Origin of the sequence: Mesorhizobium calcicola (genome assembly GCF_042682105.1) — a bacterium.
In the GTDB taxonomy this organism is placed as follows: Bacteria; Pseudomonadota; Alphaproteobacteria; order Rhizobiales; family Rhizobiaceae; genus Mesorhizobium; species Mesorhizobium calcicola.
This window is the reverse complement of sequence record NZ_JBHUGY010000027.1, coordinates 159,199-180,086: the sequence shown is the minus strand read 5'-3', so window position 1 is coordinate 180,086 and position 20,888 is coordinate 159,199. Positions and strand designations below refer to the sequence as shown.

The window sequence follows — 20,888 nt, the reverse complement described above, 5'->3', positions numbered from 1 at the left end:
GCTCAACCCTTAGCCCGACCTGGGTTCTGTGCAATTGAGATCATTGCTACCGATCGTCCTTATGCTTATAGAGAACGAGGCGAGACGCAATTTACTTTTTGTCGGGACCGGTATAACAATTACTCATGTCGAAGGACTATCGCAGGCTTCCGTTGAGCGCTCTTCGGGCATTTGAAGCAGCGGCGCGGCATTTAAGTTTCACCAAGGCCGCAAACGAGCTTTCGGTTACCCAGGCAGCAGTCAGCCGCCACATTCTGACGCTGGAGGACCACCTCCAGATCCAGCTGTTCAACCGAGGTAACCAGAAGGTCTCGCTGTCACCGCCGGGTGAGGAGTTGTTCGAGGCTGTGACGCTAAGCCTCGGACATATGGCGGCCGCCTTTGACAGCGTGCGTAGAAGGCAGAGAGCCCAGCCCTTGACCGTCGGCATGCCGATGTCGTTCGCAACTCTGTTCATGAGCCACCGAATCGGGGACTTCGTTGCCGCCAATCCGAAGGTCGATCTCCACTTGGTTTCGCTCGAGCGAAGTCCCGCGCCGGCAACGGACGGTTTCGACGTTTCCGTGGTCATGGGGTATCTGCCGCGCCCCGGCTTCACAGCCATTGAACTCTTCAGCGAGGAGGTCTTCCCTGTTTGCAGTAAGGCCTATCAGACACACTCATCGCAAATCCTGGCGCCGGCGGATCTGGTAAATGAGGTTCTTCTGGTCATGGACGACCAGCATTGGTCCGCCTATCCTTGGTCGCCCTTCGACTGGGTGCACTGGCTGGAGCAATTCGGAATCTCGCCCTCCTTCAAGCGCACCCTCACCTTCAACAATTATGCAACCATGATGCAGTCGGTGATTAGAGGCTATGGCATCGGCTTGGGTTGGCGTCATCTGGTGAGTGACTACGTCAATGAAGGCATTTTGATAAGGCCTCTCGGTGAAAGCTATCTCACCGGCCGAAAGCATCACCTGGTGATTCCGGACAAGGCGATAGGGCGGGAAGACGTCCAGGTCTTTCGCGACTGGCTGATATCCGAGGTCGAGGACCTGAGGCCGGCCCCGCCAGCGTCGACTGCCGAACTCGTTGGCGCCGCGCCGGTGCTCGGTCATGAGGCGCCGATTGCGCATACTGAACCATCTTCGCCGGATAACATTTAGTCGGGCGCGTATAACTATTTGTTCGGTTGTTTTGTTGCTCCCGCGTAGCTAGCGTTCCTGGGGTGACAGGGTCACAATTCACGGATGTGGTGGTTTTCCGGGCGGGAGTGAGTGGATCAAAATGCGACGCACGCAGCGGCCGTTCTAGCTTTTCGAGCATGCTGCGGGGGCTGCTGATCACAGCCAATCCTTCCGCCTTGGAACCAGGGCAGCGCTGGCGCTCATGATATCCAGAAAGCACTCGATAGTCAGTTTCTGGTCGAAAGGAGCTTTTGTGAGTCTGTCCGATATTTTAGATCCGTTCAAAAGCTGGCACCTGCCCTTTAGTGAATGGGTTGAGGCCGTGTTGAGCTGGGTAGTCACGAATTATCGCCCGCTGTTCCAGACCTTGAAATGGCCTTTCGACAGGCTGCTCACGGCTTTTGATCTCGCCCTCAATGGCATCCCGCCGCTCATCACCATCGTATGCGTCGGCCTGATTGCCTGGCAGATCGCCGGCTGGCGCCTGGCGCTCCAGGTTGCAGGTCTGTTGGTGGTGGTCGGCCTCCTCGGCATCTGGGGTGAAACGATGACAACGTTGTCTCTCGTCTTCACCGCAGTGGTCTTCTGCATGATCGTCGGCATTCCGCTGGGTGTGATTGCCGGTCGAAGTGAGCGGGCCGCTGCGATCTGCCGGCCGATCCTTGACACAATGCAGACGATTCCATCCTTCGTCTATCTCGTGCCAGTCGTCATGTTGTTCGGAATTGGCAATGTGCCGGGCGTGATCGTAACGATCATTTTTGCGCTGCCGCCCGTTATCAGACTAACAGCACTGGGGATTCAGCAGGTTCCCGAAGAAGTCGTCGAGGCCATGCGCGCCTTCGGAGCAACCAACAATCAACTCCTGTTCAAGGCTCAGTTGCCGCTGGCGCTTCCCAGCATACTCGCAGGGGTCAACCAGACATTGATGATGTCGCTCTCAATGGTCGTTGTTGCCTCCATGATTGCCGTCGGCGGGCTTGGCCAGATGGTCTTGCGCGGCATCGGTCGCCTGGACGTTGGCCTAGCCGCCACCGGCGGGATTGGCATCGTCATACTCGCCATTATCCTTGATCGGCTGACCCAGGCCGCAATGTCGCGACACAGACAATTCGGCCACGTTGCCTGGTACAGGCGGGGACCAGCAGCGCTGTTTACAAACATGCTCAGACCCTCCAGGTCCTCCCCCGGCGCCGACGACTGGAAAGTGGCCGGCAATGAGCTGCTGGCTCAGAATAAGGGGAGCGACTATGAGCGGCCAGCTTAGCAACATGGACAGACCTCTTCGGCACCTTGCAGTCGCAGCGAAGGTTCCTGGCTCCTGGGCAGCGCGCCGAAGCCCGGAAAAGACCTGCCTTAATCAATGGAATAACTGGATAGCCAACGCGAACCAGGCAGCGAAGTAGAACGCTTCCCTGTGACAGCATGCTCGCCCCGCACCGTTGATACGCCGGGCGATAACTCTCAATCGTGGAGCTTACCTTTGAAAGCGCATTCCGTTGAATTCAAGGACGTCTGGAAGGTCTTTGGATCGAGCTCGAAAGTCGACCTCGCCAGCATCCAGCGCAACGACCTTTCCAAGGCCACGCTCCTCGAAAAACACGGCTGCGTTGCGGCCGTTGCCGGCGTCTCATTCAAGGTCGAGGCAGGCGAGATCTTCTGTGTCATGGGGCTTTCCGGGAGCGGGAAGTCGACTCTGGTCCGGCATGTCAACCGTCTGATCAAGCCGAGCTCCGGCCAGATCATCGTCGGCGGCGAAGACATCAACCTGAAATCCGAAAATGAGATGCGCGAGCTCCGCGCCCGCACGATGGGGATGGTCTTCCAGAACGTAGCGCTTCTTCCCCATCGCACGGTTCGCGACAATGTGGCTTTGAGCCTGGAACTGCGAAAGGCGAGCGTCCGGCAGCGCCGTGAGATTGCGGAGGAAAAGCTCGAGCTCGTCCAGCTCGCCGGCTGGGGCGACCGTTACCCCGACCAGCTTTCGGGCGGAATGAAACAGAGGGTCGGCCTTGCTCGAGCGCTGGCGGCTGATCCCTCCATCTTGTTGATGGACGAGCCCTTCTCGGCCCTCGACCCGCTCATTCGCCGGGAATTGCAGGATCAGTTCAAGGCGCTTTCGACGAAGTTGGCAAAGACCACGCTTTTCATCACCCATGACCTCGATGAAGCCGTCCGGCTGGGACACCACATCGGTGTGATGAAAGACGGAAAGATGCTTCAGATCGGCTCAGCCGACGAGATAATCGGCAGTCCAAATGACCCCTATGTCGAAAAATTTGTCCAGGGAAGCAGCCGGCTTAAGCTCCTGAAGGCCGAAACGGTGATGTTGCCGCTTGAGCAGTTCGAAAGTGTCGGACAGGGCCAGCCTCTGGCCGATGCTCCGCGGCTAAGGCTTGATACGCCGATCGAAGAACTGCTTGGCCTGTCCAATCGACACGGCAACACGCCGATGGTCGTTATCGATGAGAGCGGAGCAGATGTGGGCGTTATCACCGCATCGTCAATCCTGCGAGGCGTGCATGAGCGCCTCTAGGGGACATAAGACCATGCTTCCTGGATGCACGTGCCTGCCGCCGATATCTCTTCGATCCGCTGGATAAACGATCATGAAGACTGAACGTAAGACCGCGATCGTCACCGGAGCTGCTGGCGGGATGGGCCGAGCAATCTGCGCGAAGTTCGTGGCCAACGGATATTTTGTCGTCGCCGGTGACGCCAACGCGGAAGCATTGCAGGACACGACTACCGCATTGAACAAGATTGGGGAAAATGCCCTGGCCCGACCCGGCGACCTGAGAAGCAAGGCCTATTGCGAGGACCTCATCGACACTGCAATCAACCTGACCGGCCGCCTTGATGCCCTCGTCAACAATTCCGGCATCATCACGCGCGGGACGATCCTGGAAACAAGCGATGAGGATTGGGAGCGAACCTTCGACATCAATCTGACGGCCATATTCTACACTTGCCGGCGGGCAGTGCGCTTCATGAAGGAAAATGGCGGCGGTTCGATCGTCAACATCTCCTCGACCTGGGGCGTCTATCCCGGGCCCAGTCACGCAGCCTACTGCGCCAGCAAGGCTGCCGTCGCCACGTTTTCAAAATGTCTTGGGCGAGACCATGCGGGAGACGGCATCAGGGTCAATGCTGTTTGCCCCGGGGAGATCGATACTCCCATGCTTCGGTCCGGCTTTGTACATCGCGGTTTCGATCCCGCCACGGCGGTGGCCGAACTCAGTAGGTCGAATCCTCTCGGCCGGCTTGGCGAACCCGAAAATATCGCCGATGCGATGTTCTTCCTGAGCTCGGATGCCGCCTGTTTCATTGCCGGGACCACGCTGGAGGTCGCGGGAGCCAAAGCCGTCTACTAGCCAGCTGCGCGCTCACTTTCCGGCCACTACGACTCTGAAATTTTGTGCGGGACTTGGCGGCTGGGCGGCGGAACCCGCTTCCCGGGCAGGGGGATTCGTGTGTGACAACGATAGTTTCGGTCACTCACGGTCATAACTTCAGTTCATAAGTTACATCATTTTTTATTGGTGGTTAGCGTCACAGCAGAATCCTATATTGCCGCGTAAATTAGGGATGAAAAAATGTCTGCGAGATCAGGTGGCCGAGGCGCTCGGCAAAAATTGCGATCTGACAGAACGGTTACTTTCTTGCCGCCGCTTGAGCGCGGGTTACCCTATATGGACTTGCTGAGCCAGGAGGATTTGCTTCGGCTTCACAATATCTCCATGCAGATACTGGAAGAGATAGGTATCGAATTCCGCGATGATGAGGCAGTCGAACTCTGGCGCGCGGCCGGTGCCGACGTCGTCGGCCAGCGGGTCAGGATCGACAGGAACCAGCTCTTGGAGCTTGTCGCCAAAGCCCCCGAAACCTTCACTGTCGTTGCCAGAAATCCAGCCAAGACGATCAGCCTCGGTGGCAGAAAGAGCATCTTTGTCCCGGCCTACGGATCGCCAAATGTGCTCGATCTGGAGGGCAAGAGGCGAAACTCGACGATCACGGATTTCGTGAATTTCGCGAAGCTCGCCTACCAGGCCCCGGCAATCCACATGACAGGCGGTGTGCTTTGCGAGCCGATGGACATCGCGGTCCCCAAGCGGCACCTGCACATGAACTACAGCCTGATACGCTACTCCGACAAGCCGTTCATGGGTGCTGTGACGTCACGCGAGAGGGCCGAGGACACGGTCGCCATGGCCAAGATCGTGTTCGGCGACGAGTTCGTCCAGGACAACACGGTCATTATCTCGCTTGCAAATTGCAATTCCCCGCTGGTCTGGGATGCGACGATGCTCGACTCGGTCAAGGTCTATTCCGCCAACAACCAGGCCATGATCTTCGCCCCCTTCGTCCTCGGTGGCGCCAGCACGGCGGCGAGCACCGTGGCAGCGGTTGCGCAGCTCAATGCGGAGGCGCTTGCCGGCATCGCCTTTGCGCAGCTGGTGAGGCCCGGCGCGCCTTGCATCTATGGCCAGTGGCTGGCGACTGTCTCCATGAAGAGCGGCGCGCCGATGGCCGGGACGCCCGAGATCTGCCACATGAACTTGCTTGTCGGCCAACTGGCCAGGCACTACAAACTGCCTTGGCGCTGCAGCGGCAGCAACACAAGTTCGAAGCTCGTGGATGCCCAGGCCGGCTATGAGGCGGCGCGCAACATGTATGGCGCACTTATCGCCGGAGCGAACTTCGTGCTTTCGACGACGGGTTACCTCGAGGCGGCTCTGACCCAGAGCTACAGCAAGTTCATGCTCGACGCCGAGCAGATGGTGATGTTCTACAAGCTCGGGCAGGGCATAGTCATGCGCGAGATGGATGAAGCGCTCGATGCGATCCGACAGAGTGAGCCAGGCTCTCACTACCTGGGAACCGAGCACACGCTGAAGAATTTCGAGCACGCCTTTTTCGTCCCTGAATTGATGAACCACGACAGCTTTGAGCAGTGGTCGTTCAACGGCTCTAAGGATGCCAACACCCGGGGAATAGAAGCAGCTGTCCGAGCGCTAAAGGAATATGAGGCGCCGCCCATCGATGAAGCCGTCGACGAAGCGCTTCTGGACTTCATAAAACGCAGGGAAATCGAACTCGGCGATGCCGTGCTTTAGGCAGGATAAGCGGCCCCGGTCGTAAGCCGTCGTGGCGGGCGAGAATCGACTTGGTTGGGCACTGCCGACGCAATCTCAGGCTTGCGGCGAGGGGAGGACCAGGAAAGGCGTTTGTCTCATCGTCGTCCCGTGCTGGAGAAGTCGCACCGAACGGGCACGGAGTCGGGCACAGATGAGATCAGGCCCGGCTAATCGCATGGACGAAATCCAATGAACGCTCCTGCCAACATCAGTGCTCTCAGGTCATTGACGACGCTTGACAGTCCGGTGGACTGCAGCCAATTTTCGTTGCTGATTCTCGTCTTGCCAGGCTTTTCGCATCTCGCGCTGCATGCGTTCCTTGAGCCTTTCCGCATAGCCAACACGGTGTCGAGAATAGAGTTGTTCCGGTGGCGGATCGCAGGGCTCGATGCACGAGCCGTTGAGGGTGCCAACGGCATCTCGATAGCCGTGGATACCACGATTGGTAAACAACAAACCTGTTCGGAGAACTGCAAGCCGGACCATCTGGTGGTAGTGGCCGGTGAGCCGGTGGAGCACCAATTCACGCCACAGCTGAACAGCTTCCTACGCACAACCGCACGCCATGGGGTCGCGGTAACGGCGGTTGGGACAGCGACGTGGCTGCTTGCCCAGACTGGCCTTCTGACAGGCAGGCGCTGCACAATCCATTGGTCTCGGCTCGCCGCCTTTTCAGAGGTGTTTACGCAGCCGCGTATCCGCGACACCCTTTTCATCAAAGACGGCCAATTCTCGACTTGCGCCGGCGAACTGGCAGCTTTCGATTTGGCTGTCGATCTCATTGCTAGCCACGCCGGCGCGTTCGTCGCGCAGGAGGTTTGTCGTCACGCCATCGTCGACGGCCAGCGATCTGGATCAAACCGCCAGACGGGGCCTTCGGGTCTCGCCTTTGCAGGCGTCAGCGACAAGCTCCTCATGGCAATGCGGATGATGGAGGAGAACATAGAATATCCGCTGGCCATGAGTGAAATTACCCGACGGGCAGGGGTGTCCAGACGCCAATTGGAACGTCTATTTTCGATACAGGTTGGAATGCCTCCAGTCCGCCACTATCTACGGCTCCGGGTAGATCATGCCAAGCGCCTGATCGAAGGCACCCGCATGCCTATTATTGATGTAGCGATGGCCTGCGGATTTGTTTCTCCCTCTCATTTCGCAAAGTGCTTCAGAACTTTCAACGGGGTCTCACCGCAGCAGTGTCGTGCAATGGTCCCGGCTTGGGTCGGGCCTGGCCTCGGCTAAAACCGTACCTGCAGAAACCTATTTCGACTCCGCCCGTCCCTAAGATTAGATCGCTGCTCTTGGCCTTCCCGACGCCACCGCGACCACATGCGCCTCGATGAACATGTGCTGGCCTTCGATGGTCGAGACCTTGAACTCGGTGGCGACTTCGATTTCGGCACTGTCGGTGCCGGCGTCTTTCGCCCGCTGCGCCACCAAAGTGCGCACATCGGACTCGGCCGCCGCGATCGCAGAGGCTTCGTCGCGGAAATCGCGGAGGGTCTCGCCCGAGGCGAGGCGGAATAGCCCTTCCTTTGGCTGGCTGACGCGCGCTTCGGCCGAGACGCGGACCTGGCCGACGACGGCGCCGAGCGCGTTGGCGACGTCAGTATCTTCCGGCACCACGCAGCCATTGCCGATCAGTGGCGGCAGGCCGGCATAGTGCAGCGGCGCCGAGGCGCCGAGGCCGATGACCGGACGGTCGAGCGCGACCGTAAAGCGGGCGATGCCGGTATGGGCTCGACGGCGCTGCACCAGCGCATGGGCGACGGTCGCGGCGCCGTCGAGCCCATCCTCGGCGAACGCGGTTTCCAGAATATATTCGGCCGACCAGCGCGTCAGCGTCACCAGCACGCGCTCCGACAAAACCTCCGGCGTCGGGGCAATCGGCTGGCCGCGGCCGTCGCGCTTGCGCGCGAACAGTTCGGCGCCGAGGCGGGCGGCGGCCGGATCCCAGTTGGCCTGCTTGCCCAGCACATGGGCGGCGTCCGATGGCGTGAAGCCGGCGACATGCACCAGCCCGCGCGACACCAGCCGGTTGAGCGTCGCGTTCTGCGCGTTGGAGGTCAAAAGCCTGTCGACGGCTAGCGGCACGGCCCCAATCGCCTCGTAGAGCCGCGCTTCGGCGCCGGTCAGTCCAGCGGCAAGCCGGTCCGGCACACCGGTGCGCACTGCAAAGCGGCCGTCCATGCGGCCGGGATTGGGCGCCCGCAATTGCCGTTCGAGTTCCGCGGTGACGGCGGCGCCATGGGCCATCCCCGCCAGCGCCAAGGGCACCAGGCGGCGGGGCCCGAGCAGGATTTTCGGGTTGAGCGCGCCATCCTCCAGCGCCACTTCGGAATCGCCGCCGAGGCCGAAGGTGCGCATGGCCACGGCCTCGACCATGGTGCGGAAGCCGCCGACGGTGGCGCCTTCCGGGTCGAGCCGCGGCCGGCCCTTGTCGAGCACGGCGACGTCGGTGGTGGTGCCGCCGATGTCGGACACCATGGCATTGTCGAGCCCGGTCATGTGGCGGGCGCCGACCAGGCTGGCGGCGGGGCCGGACAGGATGGTCTCGATCGGCCGCTGGCGGGCGAACGCCGCCGAGACCAGCGCGCCGTCGCCGCGCACTACCATCAGCGGCGCCGCGATTTTTCGCACCTCGAGAAAGCCCTCGGTCGCCGCCACCAGCCGGTCGATCATCGAGATCAGCCTGGCGTTAAGCAGTGTGGTCAGCGCGCGGCGCGGGCCGCCGAGCTTGGCCGACAGTTCGTGGCTGGCGGTGACCGGCAGATGCGTCGTCTCGCGGATCAGACTGCGGGCCTCCAGTTCATGCGCCGGATTGCGGGTGGCGAAATAGGCGCAGACGGCAAAGCCGGATACCGATTTCTCCAGCTCCGGCAGTGCTGCCTGCAGCGCCGACAAATCGAGCTTGGCGGCATTGCCGTGGACATCGTGGCCGCCGGGGCCCACCGGGTCGGTGCCGAGCGCCGTCTTCAACCCGTCGCGGGCAAGGTCGGCTTCGGAAAAGCCAATCATCACGAGTGCTACGCGGCCGCCCTGGCCCTCGACCAGCGCGTTGGTGGCGAGTGTCGTCGACATCGAGACAAGCTTTATGGCCGCCGGATCGGTGGCCGATTTTTCCAACACCGCGTCGACCGCCCCGGAGATGCCGACCGCAAGATCATGCCGCGTCGTCAGCGCCTTGGCCTTGGCCAGCACCTGCCCGCGCGGCCCGCCGGCTTCCGACCACAGCACGGCGTCGGTGTAGGTGCCGCCGGTGTCGATGCGGAGGAAGAGGGGTTTTGGCTTGGCGGTCATCGAGAACGAGGGTCGCCAATTGCCTCTGCATGCGTTAGCCGATGCGGAGCGACCTGTCCTACGGGACTGAAGTCGATCAACAGCTTGCGTGCCCGCTCGTTTCAAACGAATTCTTGCGCATCGGCATCCAAGACGCCATCGCGCCTACGCCTGCTTCTCTGTAAGCTTGGACCTATATTCCTCATCCAAAACGGCGGGTAGGGGGATCTTCTTGGTTCGCGCGCCGTCGACGGAGATCATCTCGCCGCTGACAAAACTCGATTCGTCGCTGACCAACCAGAGCACGGCATTGGCAATTTCCTTTGGCGCGCCTATTCTCCCCGCCGGGTGAAGATAACTCAGCTCACGCTCGATCAGGCTTCGATCCGGGTGCATCTCGACATAGGCACGATTGAGATCGGTATCGATCCAACCGGGGCAAACCGTATTGCAGCGTATGCCGTCCGGCCCGAGGTCGACTGCCAAACCCAACGTAAGACCATGCACGCCAGCCTTGGTGGCCGCGTAGGCGGTATGCCAGGGGTTGACCATGTAGCCTTCGACCGAACCGATATTGACGATCGTACCCGAGCCGACACGCCTCATTTCAGGAACGACGTACTTTGCCATAAGAAACGGCCCACGAAGATTGACCGCCATGAGCTTGTCCCAATCCTCGGCGGTCTGGTCGTCGATGGATTTATGAATGACCATGCCAGCATTGTTGACGAGGATGTCGATCCTGCCGAATCTCTCAAGAACCTCGTCAACGAATGCGCGAATAGAGGCCTCGTCCGTAACATCAAGAGGCAGGAACGAGACCTTTCCGGGTTTGCCAGCTTCCGCAGAGCGCCGGTCAAGCAGATCGCCCACGGCAACCACCGCGTCTTCGTCAGCCAGCCTCTCTGCGATTGCAAGTCCGATACCCCGATTGCCGCCGGTGACGATGGCAACCTTACCGTTCAACCGATTACCCAAGAATTCCTCCTATCCAGCCGTGAAGCCGCCGTCAATTGGCACAGCAACGCCCGTGATGTGCCTTGCCTCCTCGCTTGCGAGGAACAAGGTCAGGCTCGCGATTTCCTTCGGGGTCGCCACGCGGCCCTGGGGGCTGGAATCAACATTCCTTTGCAGGACCTCAGCCGCGGTAACTGGTTCCCTATGAGCTGATACAAGCATGGGCGTGTCTACCGCGCCTGGGCATACCGCATTGATGCTGATCTGCTCTTTGGCGTGGTCAAGCGCCATAGCTTGCGTCAAGGAAACGACTGCCCCCTTCGACGCGCAATAGGCGACCAGCCCGGGACAACCAACCAACCCGACATTCGAGGCTATGTTGACGATGCTGCCCCCGCCGGACGTCCTCATTGCCTTCACGGCAGCGCGGCTGAAATAGAACACACCGTTGACATTGGCCTCGAAAGTCTGGCGCCAGTCGTCGTCCGATGTTTCAACAGCGTTTCCACGCCGGATGATGCCCGCGCCGTTGACCAGAACGCTAACTTTTCCAAACCTTGTCACGGTGGATTCAATCACCTGATTGGCGAAGCCAGATTCTGTTACATCGCCGAGCATCAATTCGGCCTGACAATCGCTCTTCTGGACCGATTCCAGCACCTTTTGCCCCCGCGCTCGATCGCGGCCGACCAGCATTAGCGACGCACCAGTCGCGGCGAAGGCTTCGGCGATCGCCTCCCCAATCCCCGATGTCGCGCCAGTGATGATTACCACCTTGTTTGAATGTGTCATCAGAGCATGCCCAGCCAAGCGAAGGGCCTAAGAATGTTTCGTAGGCCCGCTTTTCGATCGAGTCGGCATAGCGCCGGTGCCCTCCCTCTCGCAAGCGCCCAAAAAATCATGCGGTGAACAAGCTGAAGTTATCGCAGTGCTCTAAGGCGGTTCGAGCCAACCGCCCAGCCGGTCTGCCGACGCGATTTGTCAGCTCGGGCGTCATCAGAACGAATTGTGCGGATTGGTCGCGAGCTTGCATCGCGAACATGACTTTCAAAGGGTAGCGTCGCCTTAACATTTTCGGCGGACTTTACGGGCATGAGCCCGCACCCGCCCACCGATATTATGACGCTCCGATACAAGCGTCATCGTTTTCCTGCCGAGATCATAGCGCATGCGGTGTGGCTCTACTTCCGATTTCCACTGAGCCTGCGTCATGTGGAAGATATTCTGGCCGAGCGCGGCATCGAAGTCTCGTTCCAGACTGTCGCGGAATGGGCTGCCAAGTTCGGCCGCGGATATGCCCGCTCCATCCGGCGGCGGTCCAGGGGTAGTTTTGCCGACAAGTGGCATCTCGACGAAAGTGTGCCGCGAGGCGCCCGCAGTAATGTGGGAGCCGAGCTGCACGGAAGATGAGGGTAAGGCCCCTCGAAGCCGACCGTCAGGGGTAGGCTTCAAACCACTGCAAGCTGCGACGGTAAAGAGCCGTGGTGGTGAGCGTTGCAGAAAAGGCGGGCTTTAGTCCGTCAGGTGAGGTTTAGAGAGACGAGCGCAAGCGAACCGCTGATGACGTGTCGAAAAGTGCAAGATGATGTCGAAACCGGGAGGAATTCGTTAGCCCGGGACGAGTCTGGGGGGCGACCTGATTTCTGCCCAGGCGACATCCGGCATGAAGGCGGCGTGACTCTTAACCAGGCTTTCGTGTGGAACGCGGGAACCTGTCGCCCCGATGTCAAGGGAGAAACCCAAGCAGGCGGCCCCTGCGAGGGTGAGATTACCGAAGCGGGGCACAGGGGCGGAGCAGCCCGTAGTAGTGCTGAAGGTCCTGTAATGGGGCTGGAGCGAAGGGGATGCGTTGTTCAGCTCTGGAGCGAGGACAACCGGCGACGGGAGGATCCTCGTGGATAGAGCAAAGTCGTATACGATCCCGAAAAGAGAGGTGTGGGAAGCATATAAGAGGGTTAGAGCCAACCAAGGAGCGGCTGGTATTGACGGCCAGACGATTGCGGACTTTGAGGCTGATCTTACGAACAACCTGTACAAGCTCTGGAATCGGCTGGCGTCGGGCAGCTACTTTCCGCCGCCGGTGCGGCGGGTCGACATACCCAAGAGCGATGGGAAGACGCGTCCGCTGGGCATACCCACGGTCGCCGATCGCATTGCGCAGATGGTGGTCAAACGCCGTCTGGAACCAACGGTGGAGCCTAAATTCCATCCGGATTCCTATGGATATCGGCCCGGCAAATCGGCGCTCGATGCGATCGGCGTGGCGCGACGGCGATGCTGGCGTTACGACTGGGTTCTTGATCTTGATATCAAGACCTTCTTCGATAGCATCGAACCGGACCTGCTGATGCGGGCTGTGCGCAAGCACACCGATTGCCCGTGGGCGCTTCTCTACATCGAGCGATGGCTGGAAGCGCCAGTGCAGATGCCGGACGGAAGTCTCGTCGCCAGAGAACGAGGAACGCCACAGGGCGGGGTGATCAGCCCCCTCTTGGCAAACCTCTTTCTTCACTACGCGTTTGACATGTGGATGTGTCGGAATTTCCCGGACATTCCGTTTGAACGCTATGCTGACGACGCGATCTGTCATTGCCGGACCGAGGACCAGGCGATGGCGCTTCGGCGAGCCTTGGACGCGCGTCTTACTGACTGCGGGCTGACGCTTCATCCTGACAAGACTAAAATTGTCTACTGCAGGGATGAAAGTCGGCGAGGTACTCACACGGTCCACAAGTTCGACTTTCTCGGCTACACGTTCAGGCCGAGACTGGTGAGCAAGAGGGCCGGGGGCATGGGTGTTTCATTCGGTCCTGCGGCCAGTCCGACGGCGCTCAAAGCGATCCGGGGCACTATTCGTAGTTGGTCCCTGCATCTGCGCAGTGACAAGGCTCTTGATGATCTGGCGCGGATGTTCAACTCGTACATTCGCGGCTGGATCAACTATTATGGACGGTTCTGTCCTTCGGCTCTCCAACCCACCCTTTGGAACATCGAACGATACTTGGCTCGATGGGCTTCGGGAAAGTACAAGTCCTTGCGGGGGCACAAGCGGAGATCCCGACATTGGCTTCTGCGCATCGCGCAACGCCAACCTCGGCTGTTCGCCCATTGGCCTCTGCTGCATGGATACGGCCGGACAATGGGAGCCGGATGATGCGAGAGTATCACGTCCGGTTCTGAGAGAGCGCGGGGGTGCAACTCCCCCGCGCCACTCGCCTGGTCGTTGCTATCAAGGGCAAGAAATTCTGGCTGTGGCGGGCCGTCGATGCCGATGGCTATGTTCTCGATGCCTTGATCCAGAGCCGCCGGAACAAGAAGGCGGCCTTGAAGCTGATGCGAAAGCTGCTGAAAGGGCAAGGCATCACGCCGCGCGTCATGATCACCGACAAGCTCAGATCCTACGATGCGGCCAAAAGGGAAATCATGCCAGGTGTCGAGCATCGATCGCATTAGGGGCTGAATAACCGAGCGGAGAATTCTCATCTGGCAGTTCGACGGCGAGAACGAGGTATGATCCGGTTCAAGTCGGCACGACAATGCCAGCGCTTCGTTTCCATCCATGGCCCGATCGCCAACCTCTTCAATCTTCACCGGAAACATCTGATAGCCGCCGATCACCGCGACATTCGAGCCGCCACTATGGCGGTCTGGAGGCAAATCGCTTTGTCGACAGCCGCGTGAAGAGGCCACATCGGGGGCATCCCGTGCCCAACCCAAGTTAAGGCGACGCCACCACTCGACTTCCTGATTGAAAATGTCCGGGGGAGTTGCAACCTCGCAAGCTATGCCTGGGCCACATTGGATTTAGACGCCGCGGATTCAGGAGCCCCCAAGCACAGGTCACCACCACCCGTCATAGGATCTTCGATGGGTACGACCTTCAACACGGTCATGACTCCTGGTTATCGGGTAGGCGACTAATACTCATTTGAAGTCCTGTGGCTGTGCGCGTTATCTCACGGTTAGCCCTTTCTCCAAAGGAATCCAGAGCGACACGGACAACGAGCAAGAACTGACAGTGTGTTCCGATTGGACCGATACTTATTGGGAGAGTTCTTTGAATATTAAGCGCATCCGAGTATTCAAGAAGACGCTGCCGATTCCGGGAGGAAAGGTTACCGTTGGCCAGGCGACTCTTTCAGAGCTCGACTCTACGATCGTGCAGGTCACTTCTGATTCCGGCGTGACTGGCTGGGGTGAAACCTGTCCGATCGGTCCGATCTACGGGCCATGCCACGCTCTTGGAGCTCGCGCGGCAATCATGGAAATGGGCCCAGGCCTGATCGGCGCGTGCCTTAACCCGGTGCTGCTGCACCGCAAGATGAATTCGCTGTTGAATGGACATTCTTATGCGAAGGCGGCCTTCGATATTGCGGCGCACGATCTGATTGGTAAGCGCACCGGAATGCGGGTAACGGATCTGCTGGGAGGCGCTGCGACGGAACTTGTTCCATTCTACTATTTCATAGGTGTCGGGAGTGTTGACGAAGTCGTCCGGTCCGTGAAAGAGGCACAAGCCGGGGGATATGTTCGGATTCAAACGAAGATTGGCGGGCGTCCAGTCGAGCAGGACATCGAGGTTATCCGGAAGGTTGGCGAGGTTCTCAAGAGGAGTGTCCGATGGGCAGTCGACGGAAACAGAAACTTGACCATGCGGGACGCGATCTTACTGAGCCAGCAGTGCAGCGACCTTCCGTTCGTGCTTGAACAGCCCTGCAATACGCTCGAGGAAATTGGCGCCTTGCGGTCCAAAGTGCGACATCCGATCTACATAGATGAGAGCGGCGTTGACCTGAGCACGGTTGTACAGGCCATTGGCAGCGGTCTGTGCGACGGGTTTGGAATGAAGATTACGCGCATAGGCGGGTTAAAGCCCATGGCGACTTTCCGGGACATCTGCGAAGCTTGCTCACTGCCCCATACGAGCGACGACAATTGGGGAGGCGACATCATAGGGGCGGCATGTACCCACCTTGGCGCTACCGTGAGGCCAAATTTGTTCGAGGGCTGCAGTTGGGTCAACAAGATCTCTGACGAAAGTCATTATGATCCAAAGAACCCTATTCGCATCACGGACGGCCACATCGCGCTTCCTAAGGGCCCAGGCCTTGGTCTGGAGATTGATGAGGCGGTTTTTGGCGCCCCCATCGCAGAGTTCTGAGCGCAGGGCGTTTTACGCATCCAACTGATATCAACAACCCGATCCCGCTCAGCGCAACAGGGAGATAGCTATGCCCGTTATCCATATCGAAACGTTCAAGTCAGACGATGACAAGAAAGCACACTTAGTCTCTGAGATCACAAAGCTGTTTTGCGACCAGATGAACTTGAAACCAGAGCAGATCCATGTCGTCTTCGATGAGTATGAACCAAATAATTGGGCGACCGGTGGCAAGCTCTGGTCCAGAATGTGACGCAGTCTGCTTCGTCTGTCCGAATACGAACATCCCGTCGACTTCGGACCGGCTTCTTCCCCACTTTCGGGGCTAGCAAGCCATAATATGGGCTTGTCTCCAATCTCGTTCGGGTTGCGTCGGTTGTAATTACTCACGCCCTTGTCAGGGGCAAGAATCCCTGAATCTATGGGGATATGGATCGCACTGATTTGCAGCGTCTGACGAAGGAAGAGTTGATCGATCTGGTGCTGCGGATACAGCGGCCAGAGAAGACATCACGCACGTCGTCCAAGCCACCTTCGAGCGATCGCAAGGCGCGTCGGGACAGGGCAAAGCCTGGCGGCGCCAAGGCGGGTCATGAAGGTCACAGCCGCGCCATGAGTGAGGATGCCGATCGCATCATCGATCATCATCCCGACCAATGCCTTTGCTGCCGCGCCAGCCTGTCGAGCGATCTTGCTGCCGAAACCGTCAGCGAGCACGACAAGATTGAGCTTCCCGCGATCAGGCCTTTGATTGAGCGCCATCGGCGCCTGGCAGTCCGTTGCCCGTCCTGCGGCACGCTGGTCGTCGCGGCTGTGCCAGATGCGGCGAAGGGGACGCCGTTCGGGCCACGCGTGCACGCCGTAGCGACCTATCTCAAGACTTTCCAGGCCCTGTCCTACGAGCGGCTGCAGGGCGCGTTCGCGAACCTTTTCGGTCTCAACATTAGCCAGGGCGGACTGATGAACATGTTGCGCCGTGCGCAGGGCGCGTTCGCGGCTGAGTGCGACAAGGCCGTCGCGGCGTTGCGCCGGGCCAAGGTCATCGCCTCCGATGAGACCGGCGTGCGGATCGAAGGAAGCAACGCCTACCACTGGGTGTTTCGCTGCGCCGAAGCGGTTGTTCATCAAGCGGCGCCAACGCGCGGCGCTGTCGTGGTCCGGACCCTGATGGACGGCCATCGGCCCGACGTCTGGTGTTCCGATCGCTATGCCGCGCAACAAGGTCACGCAAATGCGCATCAGACCTGCCTGGCGCATCTCGCCCGCGACGTCGCCTATGCGGACGAGGCAAGTGAGGACATGCTGCCCTCACGGCTCAAACGTTGGCTGCAAAGGGCCTTCGCCCTAGCCGACGGTATGGAAACCTTCGCCGCCTCGACCATCGCCGGCAAGCGTCGCGCCCTGGAGCGAAGTCTGGACGATATCTTCGCCACCACAACGTCGTGCGATCTGGCCCGCGACATCCAAAACAAGTTCAGGCGAGCTCGTGATCAACTTTTGACCTTTGCCCAATGGCCAGGAATGGTCGACGCGACGAACAACGCCTGCGAACGGGCGCTGAGACCCGCCGTCGTTCAACGGAAGATCACCAACGGCTATCGCGCCATGTGGGCCGCCCAGGGCGAAGCCGACATTCGAACCGTCGTCGACACGGCTCGTCTCGCGCCAGGCACGAACTCCTTCAAAATCATCCTTCAAACCGTCAGCGCCTGAAATCTGCGATGACTGAGCCCGCGACCTTGATCTTCCGAGCCTCTCTTCGGGCACGGCTTTGTCGGGACATCGAGGTGTCGAGTTCGAGCACGCTGGCGGATCTGGCCGAAGCCATCGTAGCGGCATTTGGCTTCGACTTGGACCACGCCTACGGCTACTATTCAAAGCTGACGGGAAAGCTGTTCGACTCGCCCCTGCGGTTCGAACTCTTCGCCGACATAGAGGTGTTGATGGCTTTTCAAAAGCGCGTCTAAACGACGACAAGCGTTTGGTGCTTGTGGACGGAACAAAAAGGCGGCCTTTGCAGGCCGCCGAGTGTGGAGGATGTGTGCTTTAGAGCGAGGACGGGGTTTTTTCGATATCGCTGTGATCGGTCGGTGTTCGTTGCTGCTCCTGGATAAGTTCCTGGAGTTGGACGCCGTAGTGAGACCAGATGCTATCGGCGAGATCGTTGAGGAGCTCGAAGACAGCGAGCGCCTGTTCGGGTGTCCATTCGGGATTGATGAGGAAGTGGATACCACGACTGAGGCCGGACGGTTGAGGATCTGGTTTCATGCTGCGGGCACCTTTTCGCCGGAGGAGCGGCTGGTGCGTTTTTCGCGCTGTGCCTTTGATCGCTCGGCCGCTTCCTTGAAGCGGTAGGAATCGCCTTCGATGGAGATCACCTCGGATCGGTGCATGAGGCGGTCGACGAGGCTGACGACGCAGGCGGCATTGGGAAAGACCTCCGACCAATCAGCGAAGGGTCTGTTGGTGGTGATGATGGTTGAGCGTTTTTCGTAGCGCCGGCTGATGAGTTCGAACAGCAGGTCCGCATGACGGTTCGAGTAGGACAGATACCCGACCTCGTCGATCGCAAGAACGTCGGCGGCGGCGTAGTGGTGAAGGCGTCGGCGCAAGGCTGCGTCGCTGTCGAGGGCGGCGAGTTCGCCGAGCATCTCGCTGGCGGTTCGGAAGACGACGGTGTGACCGCAGATGAGCGCCTGGTGAGCGACATTGCGAGCAAGTGTCGATTTCCCGACGCCGTTGGGGCCGATAAAGACGATGTTGGCGGCATCGTTCATGAAGGACAGGGTCATCAGATCCTCGACGGCGGCGCGGTCGATGCGGCGAGGCCAGTGCCAGTCATAATCGGACAGTTGCTTGAAGTGGCCGAGCCTGGCGGCACGCGTGCGTCGCCGCATCGAACGGTCGGAGCGCTCCTCTTCTTCCCATTGAAGGACGGCGGCCAGCCAGTCCGCGTCAGCGATTTCGTCCCAATGGGTGATCAGGCCATTGAGGCGCAACGCCTTGGCCCGGTTGAGCAGGATGTCGGGATTATTCATCATCTTTGCCTCCAAGGGTCAGTTGGTCGTAGCTGTCGAGGCGATGCGGCCGTACCGTCGTATCCTTGCGCCGCACGTGTTCGGGCAGGCTCGTTTCGACCGGCGGCGGAGCACCGCGGGCGACCCGGCGGCGTTCCAGTGCGTCGCGAACCGACCTCGAATGGGAGGCGCCGGCATGCAAAGCTTCCTCGACGGCGGCCTGCAGTTCCTGCGCGCCGTACAGGTCAAGCAGTTTCAGCAACGCGTTTGTGATCGCACCGATATTGGAGCCACGCTCGGCGGCCCGGATCATCAGGGTCTGGCAGGCCGGCACGGCGCGGGTCAGGCTGTTGAGGCCGCGATGCTGGCGCGCCTCGCGCTTGATTGCGACGAGTGCCTTGAGGTGCTGAGGGTCCTCGATCTGCTGGTCGCGATCATAGCTGCGACGGTGACTGGCGATCATCTTTGCGCCGTCGAAGACGCGGACCAGGCCGAGATCGGCGCGCACGCTGAGCGTGCGCCGGACATGAGCATGCGGTACCGAGTAATCGTTGAGGTCGAAGCGCACATAGGGCGTTTTGCCAACCTTGGCGGCGACCTGCTCCTCGACGGGGTATGGGTTGGCGGGCAGCGGCAGAAGCAGTGGCTGCTCTTGCGCAAACGCCTGGCGGACCGTCATCGTCCGGTCCTCGGGGCATGGCCGGTCGGCTGCCTGGTTGCGGCACCACTGTTCGGCCTGGGCGTTCAGATCGTCGAGATCGGTGAACTTGCGGGCGATGAAGAATGCTTCCCTTATATGCCGTATGGCGCGCTCGACGCGGCCTTTTTCGTTGCCCCGGGCAACCGCGACAGGACGTGGCTCGAACCGATAGAAGCCGGCGAAGGCAAGCAGCGTCGGATGGAAGCGGATCGCATCGCCCTGGCGCTCGAGCACCGCACTCTTGAGATTGTCGTAGAGCAGGACCCTGGGCAGCCCGCACCATGTGTTGAACGCGCCGACGTGACCGCGCAGGAAGTTTTCCATGCGCGCGTCGAGGAAGAAGCGCAGGTAGATGTCGCGTGAGTAAGAAAGCACCATCACGAACGCCATGAGCGGCCGGCGGGCGTTGCCGATCTCGATGTGACCGAAGTGGGCCCAGTCGACCTGTCCCTGCTCGCCCGGCAATGTGCGCAGCCGCAGGAACGCCTCGGCCGGCTTGCGGGGACGGTGCAGGGCGACCAGGTGCCGAAAGTGCGTCGGCAAGCCCCGGTAGCCGCGCTCGCGCACCATCGCATAAAGGCGGCTGGCGGTCAGCGAGGGGAACTTTTCCAGCGTCTGCTCAATGAATGGAAGATACGGGTCAATGATTGAGGCTCTCTGCAGCGGCTTGTGCCGGGGCAATCCCGCCTGGGCCAGAACGCGATGCACCGTCGTGTGATGGACATGCAATTGCCTGGCGATGGTGCCGCAGCGCCACTTCTCGGCGTGATACAGGCGCAGGATCTGCGCTTCCAGTTCGGGGCTGATGGTCATGATACGGGCTCTCCGTCTGCGTAGTCAGCTTCACGGGCATAACGAGGCCCCCGGCGACGCACGAAGCCGGTGCGAACGAACGGCGACAGTCGACAGTCGCAGCGCCGACAGCACGGCGTGGGCATGACCGATGTCGTCGCCCGCCTGGCGACGTCAGCAAAAGCAGCGACGACATCGTTCGAGGGACTGACCAGTAGTGAACCGGCAGGAGATGCAGGTGGAGAATGATGCGTCACTTTATTGTGCCGAGCCCGATATCGTCGGGCCCGGACCGCATGAGCCAGGCGTCCCCGGCGGCTGCGCTGATAACGTCGCCCCGCCTCGCGCACACTCTCGCGGCGGGCAGCACGGGCGCAGTCCTGGCCGCAGTAGCGCTGTCCCCGGTCGCAGCTGCGGCAGATCGTTACCTGCGAACGGCAGCGGCCGCACAGAAAGAAGCGGCCCGTGAGCATCCGCGACGATCCTTTCGGAGCGCCGCTGGGAGTTCGGGGAAAAGGTCGACGGAATGCGCTGACAATGCGATAATGCAGTCGCGCACCGTCAGTGGAGCGTGACACCGAGCCCGGACTTGCCAGTTGAGATCGGTGTTACGCCGGATTGTTTCTGCGGCGCTGATTACCCGCAGATCTACCACAAGGCACGCGCATGGCGGGG

17 protein-coding genes and 2 pseudogenes are annotated in these 20,888 nt (G+C 60.1%); 13 read left to right on the top strand and 6 right to left on the bottom strand.

Annotated elements, in window-relative coordinates; genetic code table 11:
* Window positions 1-125: 125 nt before the first annotated feature.
* The 6 genes from ACFSQT_RS17665 (at window position 126) to ACFSQT_RS17640 (ending at window position 7,549) form a co-directional block, all read left to right on the top strand.
* On the top strand, window positions 126-1,148 hold the full coding sequence (locus ACFSQT_RS17665; RefSeq protein ID WP_379020726.1) for a LysR substrate-binding domain-containing protein: 1,023 nt from the start codon (window positions 126-128) through the stop codon (window positions 1,146-1,148).
* Window positions 1,149-1,422: 274 nt separating this feature from the next.
* A complete protein-coding gene (locus tag ACFSQT_RS17660) occupies window positions 1,423-2,436 on the top strand; it encodes an ABC transporter permease (RefSeq protein WP_379020724.1) in 1,014 nt (337 codons plus the stop codon).
* A 216-nt stretch (window positions 2,437-2,652) separates the two neighbouring features.
* Entirely contained in the window at window positions 2,653-3,705 is a 1,053-nt protein-coding gene (locus ACFSQT_RS17655) for a quaternary amine ABC transporter ATP-binding protein (protein WP_379020945.1), read from the top strand.
* A 73-nt stretch (window positions 3,706-3,778) separates the two neighbouring features.
* Window positions 3,779-4,543: an SDR family NAD(P)-dependent oxidoreductase gene (locus ACFSQT_RS17650; protein WP_379020722.1), complete on the top strand. Its 765-nt coding sequence runs from the start codon at window positions 3,779-3,781 to the stop codon at window positions 4,541-4,543.
* Window positions 4,544-4,765: 222 nt separating this feature from the next.
* A complete protein-coding gene (locus ACFSQT_RS17645) occupies window positions 4,766-6,286 on the top strand; it encodes a trimethylamine methyltransferase family protein (RefSeq protein WP_379020720.1) in 1,521 nt (506 codons plus the stop codon).
* Window positions 6,287-6,496: 210 nt separating this feature from the next.
* Window positions 6,497-7,549: a GlxA family transcriptional regulator gene (locus tag ACFSQT_RS17640; RefSeq protein ID WP_379020718.1), complete on the top strand. Its 1,053-nt coding sequence runs from the start codon at window positions 6,497-6,499 to the stop codon at window positions 7,547-7,549.
* Between the two features lie 45 nt (window positions 7,550-7,594).
* Here ACFSQT_RS17640 and ACFSQT_RS17635 read toward each other — a convergent pair whose 3' ends face one another.
* The 3 genes from ACFSQT_RS17635 to ACFSQT_RS17625 all read right to left on the bottom strand — a co-directional run bounded on the left by ACFSQT_RS17635 (window position 7,595) and on the right by ACFSQT_RS17625 (window position 11,335).
* Window positions 7,595-9,607 (bottom strand): hydantoinase/oxoprolinase N-terminal domain-containing protein, encoded by a 2,013-nt coding sequence (locus ACFSQT_RS17635; RefSeq protein WP_379020716.1) that lies wholly within the window; start codon window positions 9,605-9,607, stop codon window positions 7,595-7,597.
* A gap of 144 nt (window positions 9,608-9,751) precedes the next feature.
* The gene (locus ACFSQT_RS17630; protein WP_379020714.1) at window positions 9,752-10,564 is read right to left on the bottom strand and encodes an SDR family NAD(P)-dependent oxidoreductase; all 813 of its coding nucleotides are present in this window, start codon (window positions 10,562-10,564) and stop codon (window positions 9,752-9,754) included.
* 9 nt (window positions 10,565-10,573) lie between these two features.
* On the bottom strand, window positions 10,574-11,335 hold the full coding sequence (locus ACFSQT_RS17625) for an SDR family NAD(P)-dependent oxidoreductase (RefSeq protein WP_379020712.1): 762 nt from the start codon (window positions 11,333-11,335) through the stop codon (window positions 10,574-10,576).
* A gap of 300 nt (window positions 11,336-11,635) precedes the next feature.
* On the opposite strand from ACFSQT_RS17625, the pseudogene ACFSQT_RS17620 reads away from it, so the two are divergent.
* The 7 genes and pseudogenes from ACFSQT_RS17620 to ACFSQT_RS17590 form a co-directional block, all read left to right on the top strand.
* Window positions 11,636-11,905 (top strand): annotated as a pseudogene (locus ACFSQT_RS17620) (IS6 family transposase); the annotation flags it as partial.
* 532 nt (window positions 11,906-12,437) lie between these two features.
* Window positions 12,438-13,697 carry a group II intron reverse transcriptase/maturase gene (ltrA, locus tag ACFSQT_RS17615; RefSeq protein ID WP_379016682.1) on the top strand — a complete coding sequence of 420 codons (1,260 nt, stop codon included), beginning with the start codon at window positions 12,438-12,440 and terminating at the stop codon, window positions 13,695-13,697.
* A 62-nt stretch (window positions 13,698-13,759) separates the two neighbouring features.
* Window positions 13,760-14,224 (top strand): annotated as a pseudogene (locus ACFSQT_RS17610) (IS6 family transposase); the annotation flags it as partial.
* A 376-nt stretch (window positions 14,225-14,600) separates the two neighbouring features.
* On the top strand, window positions 14,601-15,704 hold the full coding sequence (locus ACFSQT_RS17605) for a mandelate racemase/muconate lactonizing enzyme family protein (protein ID WP_379020710.1): 1,104 nt from the start codon (window positions 14,601-14,603) through the stop codon (window positions 15,702-15,704).
* Between the two features lie 70 nt (window positions 15,705-15,774).
* Window positions 15,775-15,957 (top strand): tautomerase family protein, encoded by a 183-nt coding sequence (locus tag ACFSQT_RS17600; protein ID WP_379020708.1) that lies wholly within the window; start codon window positions 15,775-15,777, stop codon window positions 15,955-15,957.
* A 176-nt stretch (window positions 15,958-16,133) separates the two neighbouring features.
* The gene (tnpC, locus tag ACFSQT_RS17595; protein ID WP_379016677.1) at window positions 16,134-17,417 is read left to right on the top strand and encodes an IS66 family transposase; all 1,284 of its coding nucleotides are present in this window, start codon (window positions 16,134-16,136) and stop codon (window positions 17,415-17,417) included.
* 8 nt (window positions 17,418-17,425) lie between these two features.
* Window positions 17,426-17,671, top strand: coding sequence for a plasmid pRiA4b ORF-3 family protein (locus tag ACFSQT_RS17590; RefSeq protein ID WP_379020706.1), 246 nt, complete (start codon window positions 17,426-17,428; stop codon window positions 17,669-17,671).
* Between the two features lie 79 nt (window positions 17,672-17,750).
* Here ACFSQT_RS17590 and ACFSQT_RS17585 read toward each other — a convergent pair whose 3' ends face one another.
* From ACFSQT_RS17585 to istA, 3 genes are read right to left on the bottom strand one after another with little or no spacing between them, the layout of a single operon-like run.
* The gene (locus ACFSQT_RS17585) at window positions 17,751-17,972 is read right to left on the bottom strand and encodes a hypothetical protein (RefSeq protein ID WP_379016657.1); all 222 of its coding nucleotides are present in this window, start codon (window positions 17,970-17,972) and stop codon (window positions 17,751-17,753) included.
* A complete protein-coding gene (istB, locus tag ACFSQT_RS17580) occupies window positions 17,969-18,745 on the bottom strand; it encodes an IS21-like element helper ATPase IstB (protein ID WP_206073656.1) in 777 nt (258 codons plus the stop codon). The genes ACFSQT_RS17585 and istB overlap by 4 nt, the downstream gene beginning before the upstream one ends.
* Entirely contained in the window at window positions 18,735-20,234 is a 1,500-nt protein-coding gene (istA, locus tag ACFSQT_RS17575) for an IS21 family transposase (RefSeq protein WP_095090781.1), read from the bottom strand. The genes istB and istA overlap by 11 nt, the downstream gene beginning before the upstream one ends.
* Window positions 20,235-20,888 lie beyond the last annotated feature (654 nt).

Excerpts from the sequence above, each read along its gene's own strand:
- ACFSQT_RS17645 (WP_379020720.1), top strand. The coding sequence starts at position 4,766 with ATGTCTGCGAGATCAGGTGGCCGAGGCGCTCGGCAAAAATTGCGATCT.
- ACFSQT_RS17640 (WP_379020718.1), top strand. The coding sequence starts at position 6,497 with ATGAACGCTCCTGCCAACATCAGTGCTCTCAGGTCATTGACGACGCTT.
- istB (WP_206073656.1), bottom strand. The coding sequence starts at position 18,745 with ATGATGAATAATCCCGACATCCTGCTCAACCGGGCCAAGGCGTTGCGC.
- istA (WP_095090781.1), bottom strand. The coding sequence starts at position 20,234 with ATGACCATCAGCCCCGAACTGGAAGCGCAGATCCTGCGCCTGTATCAC.
- ACFSQT_RS17665 (WP_379020726.1), top strand. The coding sequence starts at position 126 with ATGTCGAAGGACTATCGCAGGCTTCCGTTGAGCGCTCTTCGGGCATTT.
- ACFSQT_RS17590 (WP_379020706.1), top strand. The coding sequence starts at position 17,426 with ATGACTGAGCCCGCGACCTTGATCTTCCGAGCCTCTCTTCGGGCACGG.
- ACFSQT_RS17625 (WP_379020712.1), bottom strand. The coding sequence starts at position 11,335 with ATGACACATTCAAACAAGGTGGTAATCATCACTGGCGCGACATCGGGG.
- tnpC (WP_379016677.1), top strand. The coding sequence starts at position 16,134 with ATGGATCGCACTGATTTGCAGCGTCTGACGAAGGAAGAGTTGATCGAT.
- ACFSQT_RS17635 (WP_379020716.1), bottom strand. The coding sequence starts at position 9,607 with ATGACCGCCAAGCCAAAACCCCTCTTCCTCCGCATCGACACCGGCGGC.
- ACFSQT_RS17600 (WP_379020708.1), top strand. The coding sequence starts at position 15,775 with ATGCCCGTTATCCATATCGAAACGTTCAAGTCAGACGATGACAAGAAA.
- ACFSQT_RS17585 (WP_379016657.1), bottom strand. The coding sequence starts at position 17,972 with ATGAAACCAGATCCTCAACCGTCCGGCCTCAGTCGTGGTATCCACTTC.
- ACFSQT_RS17650 (WP_379020722.1), top strand. The coding sequence starts at position 3,779 with ATGAAGACTGAACGTAAGACCGCGATCGTCACCGGAGCTGCTGGCGGG.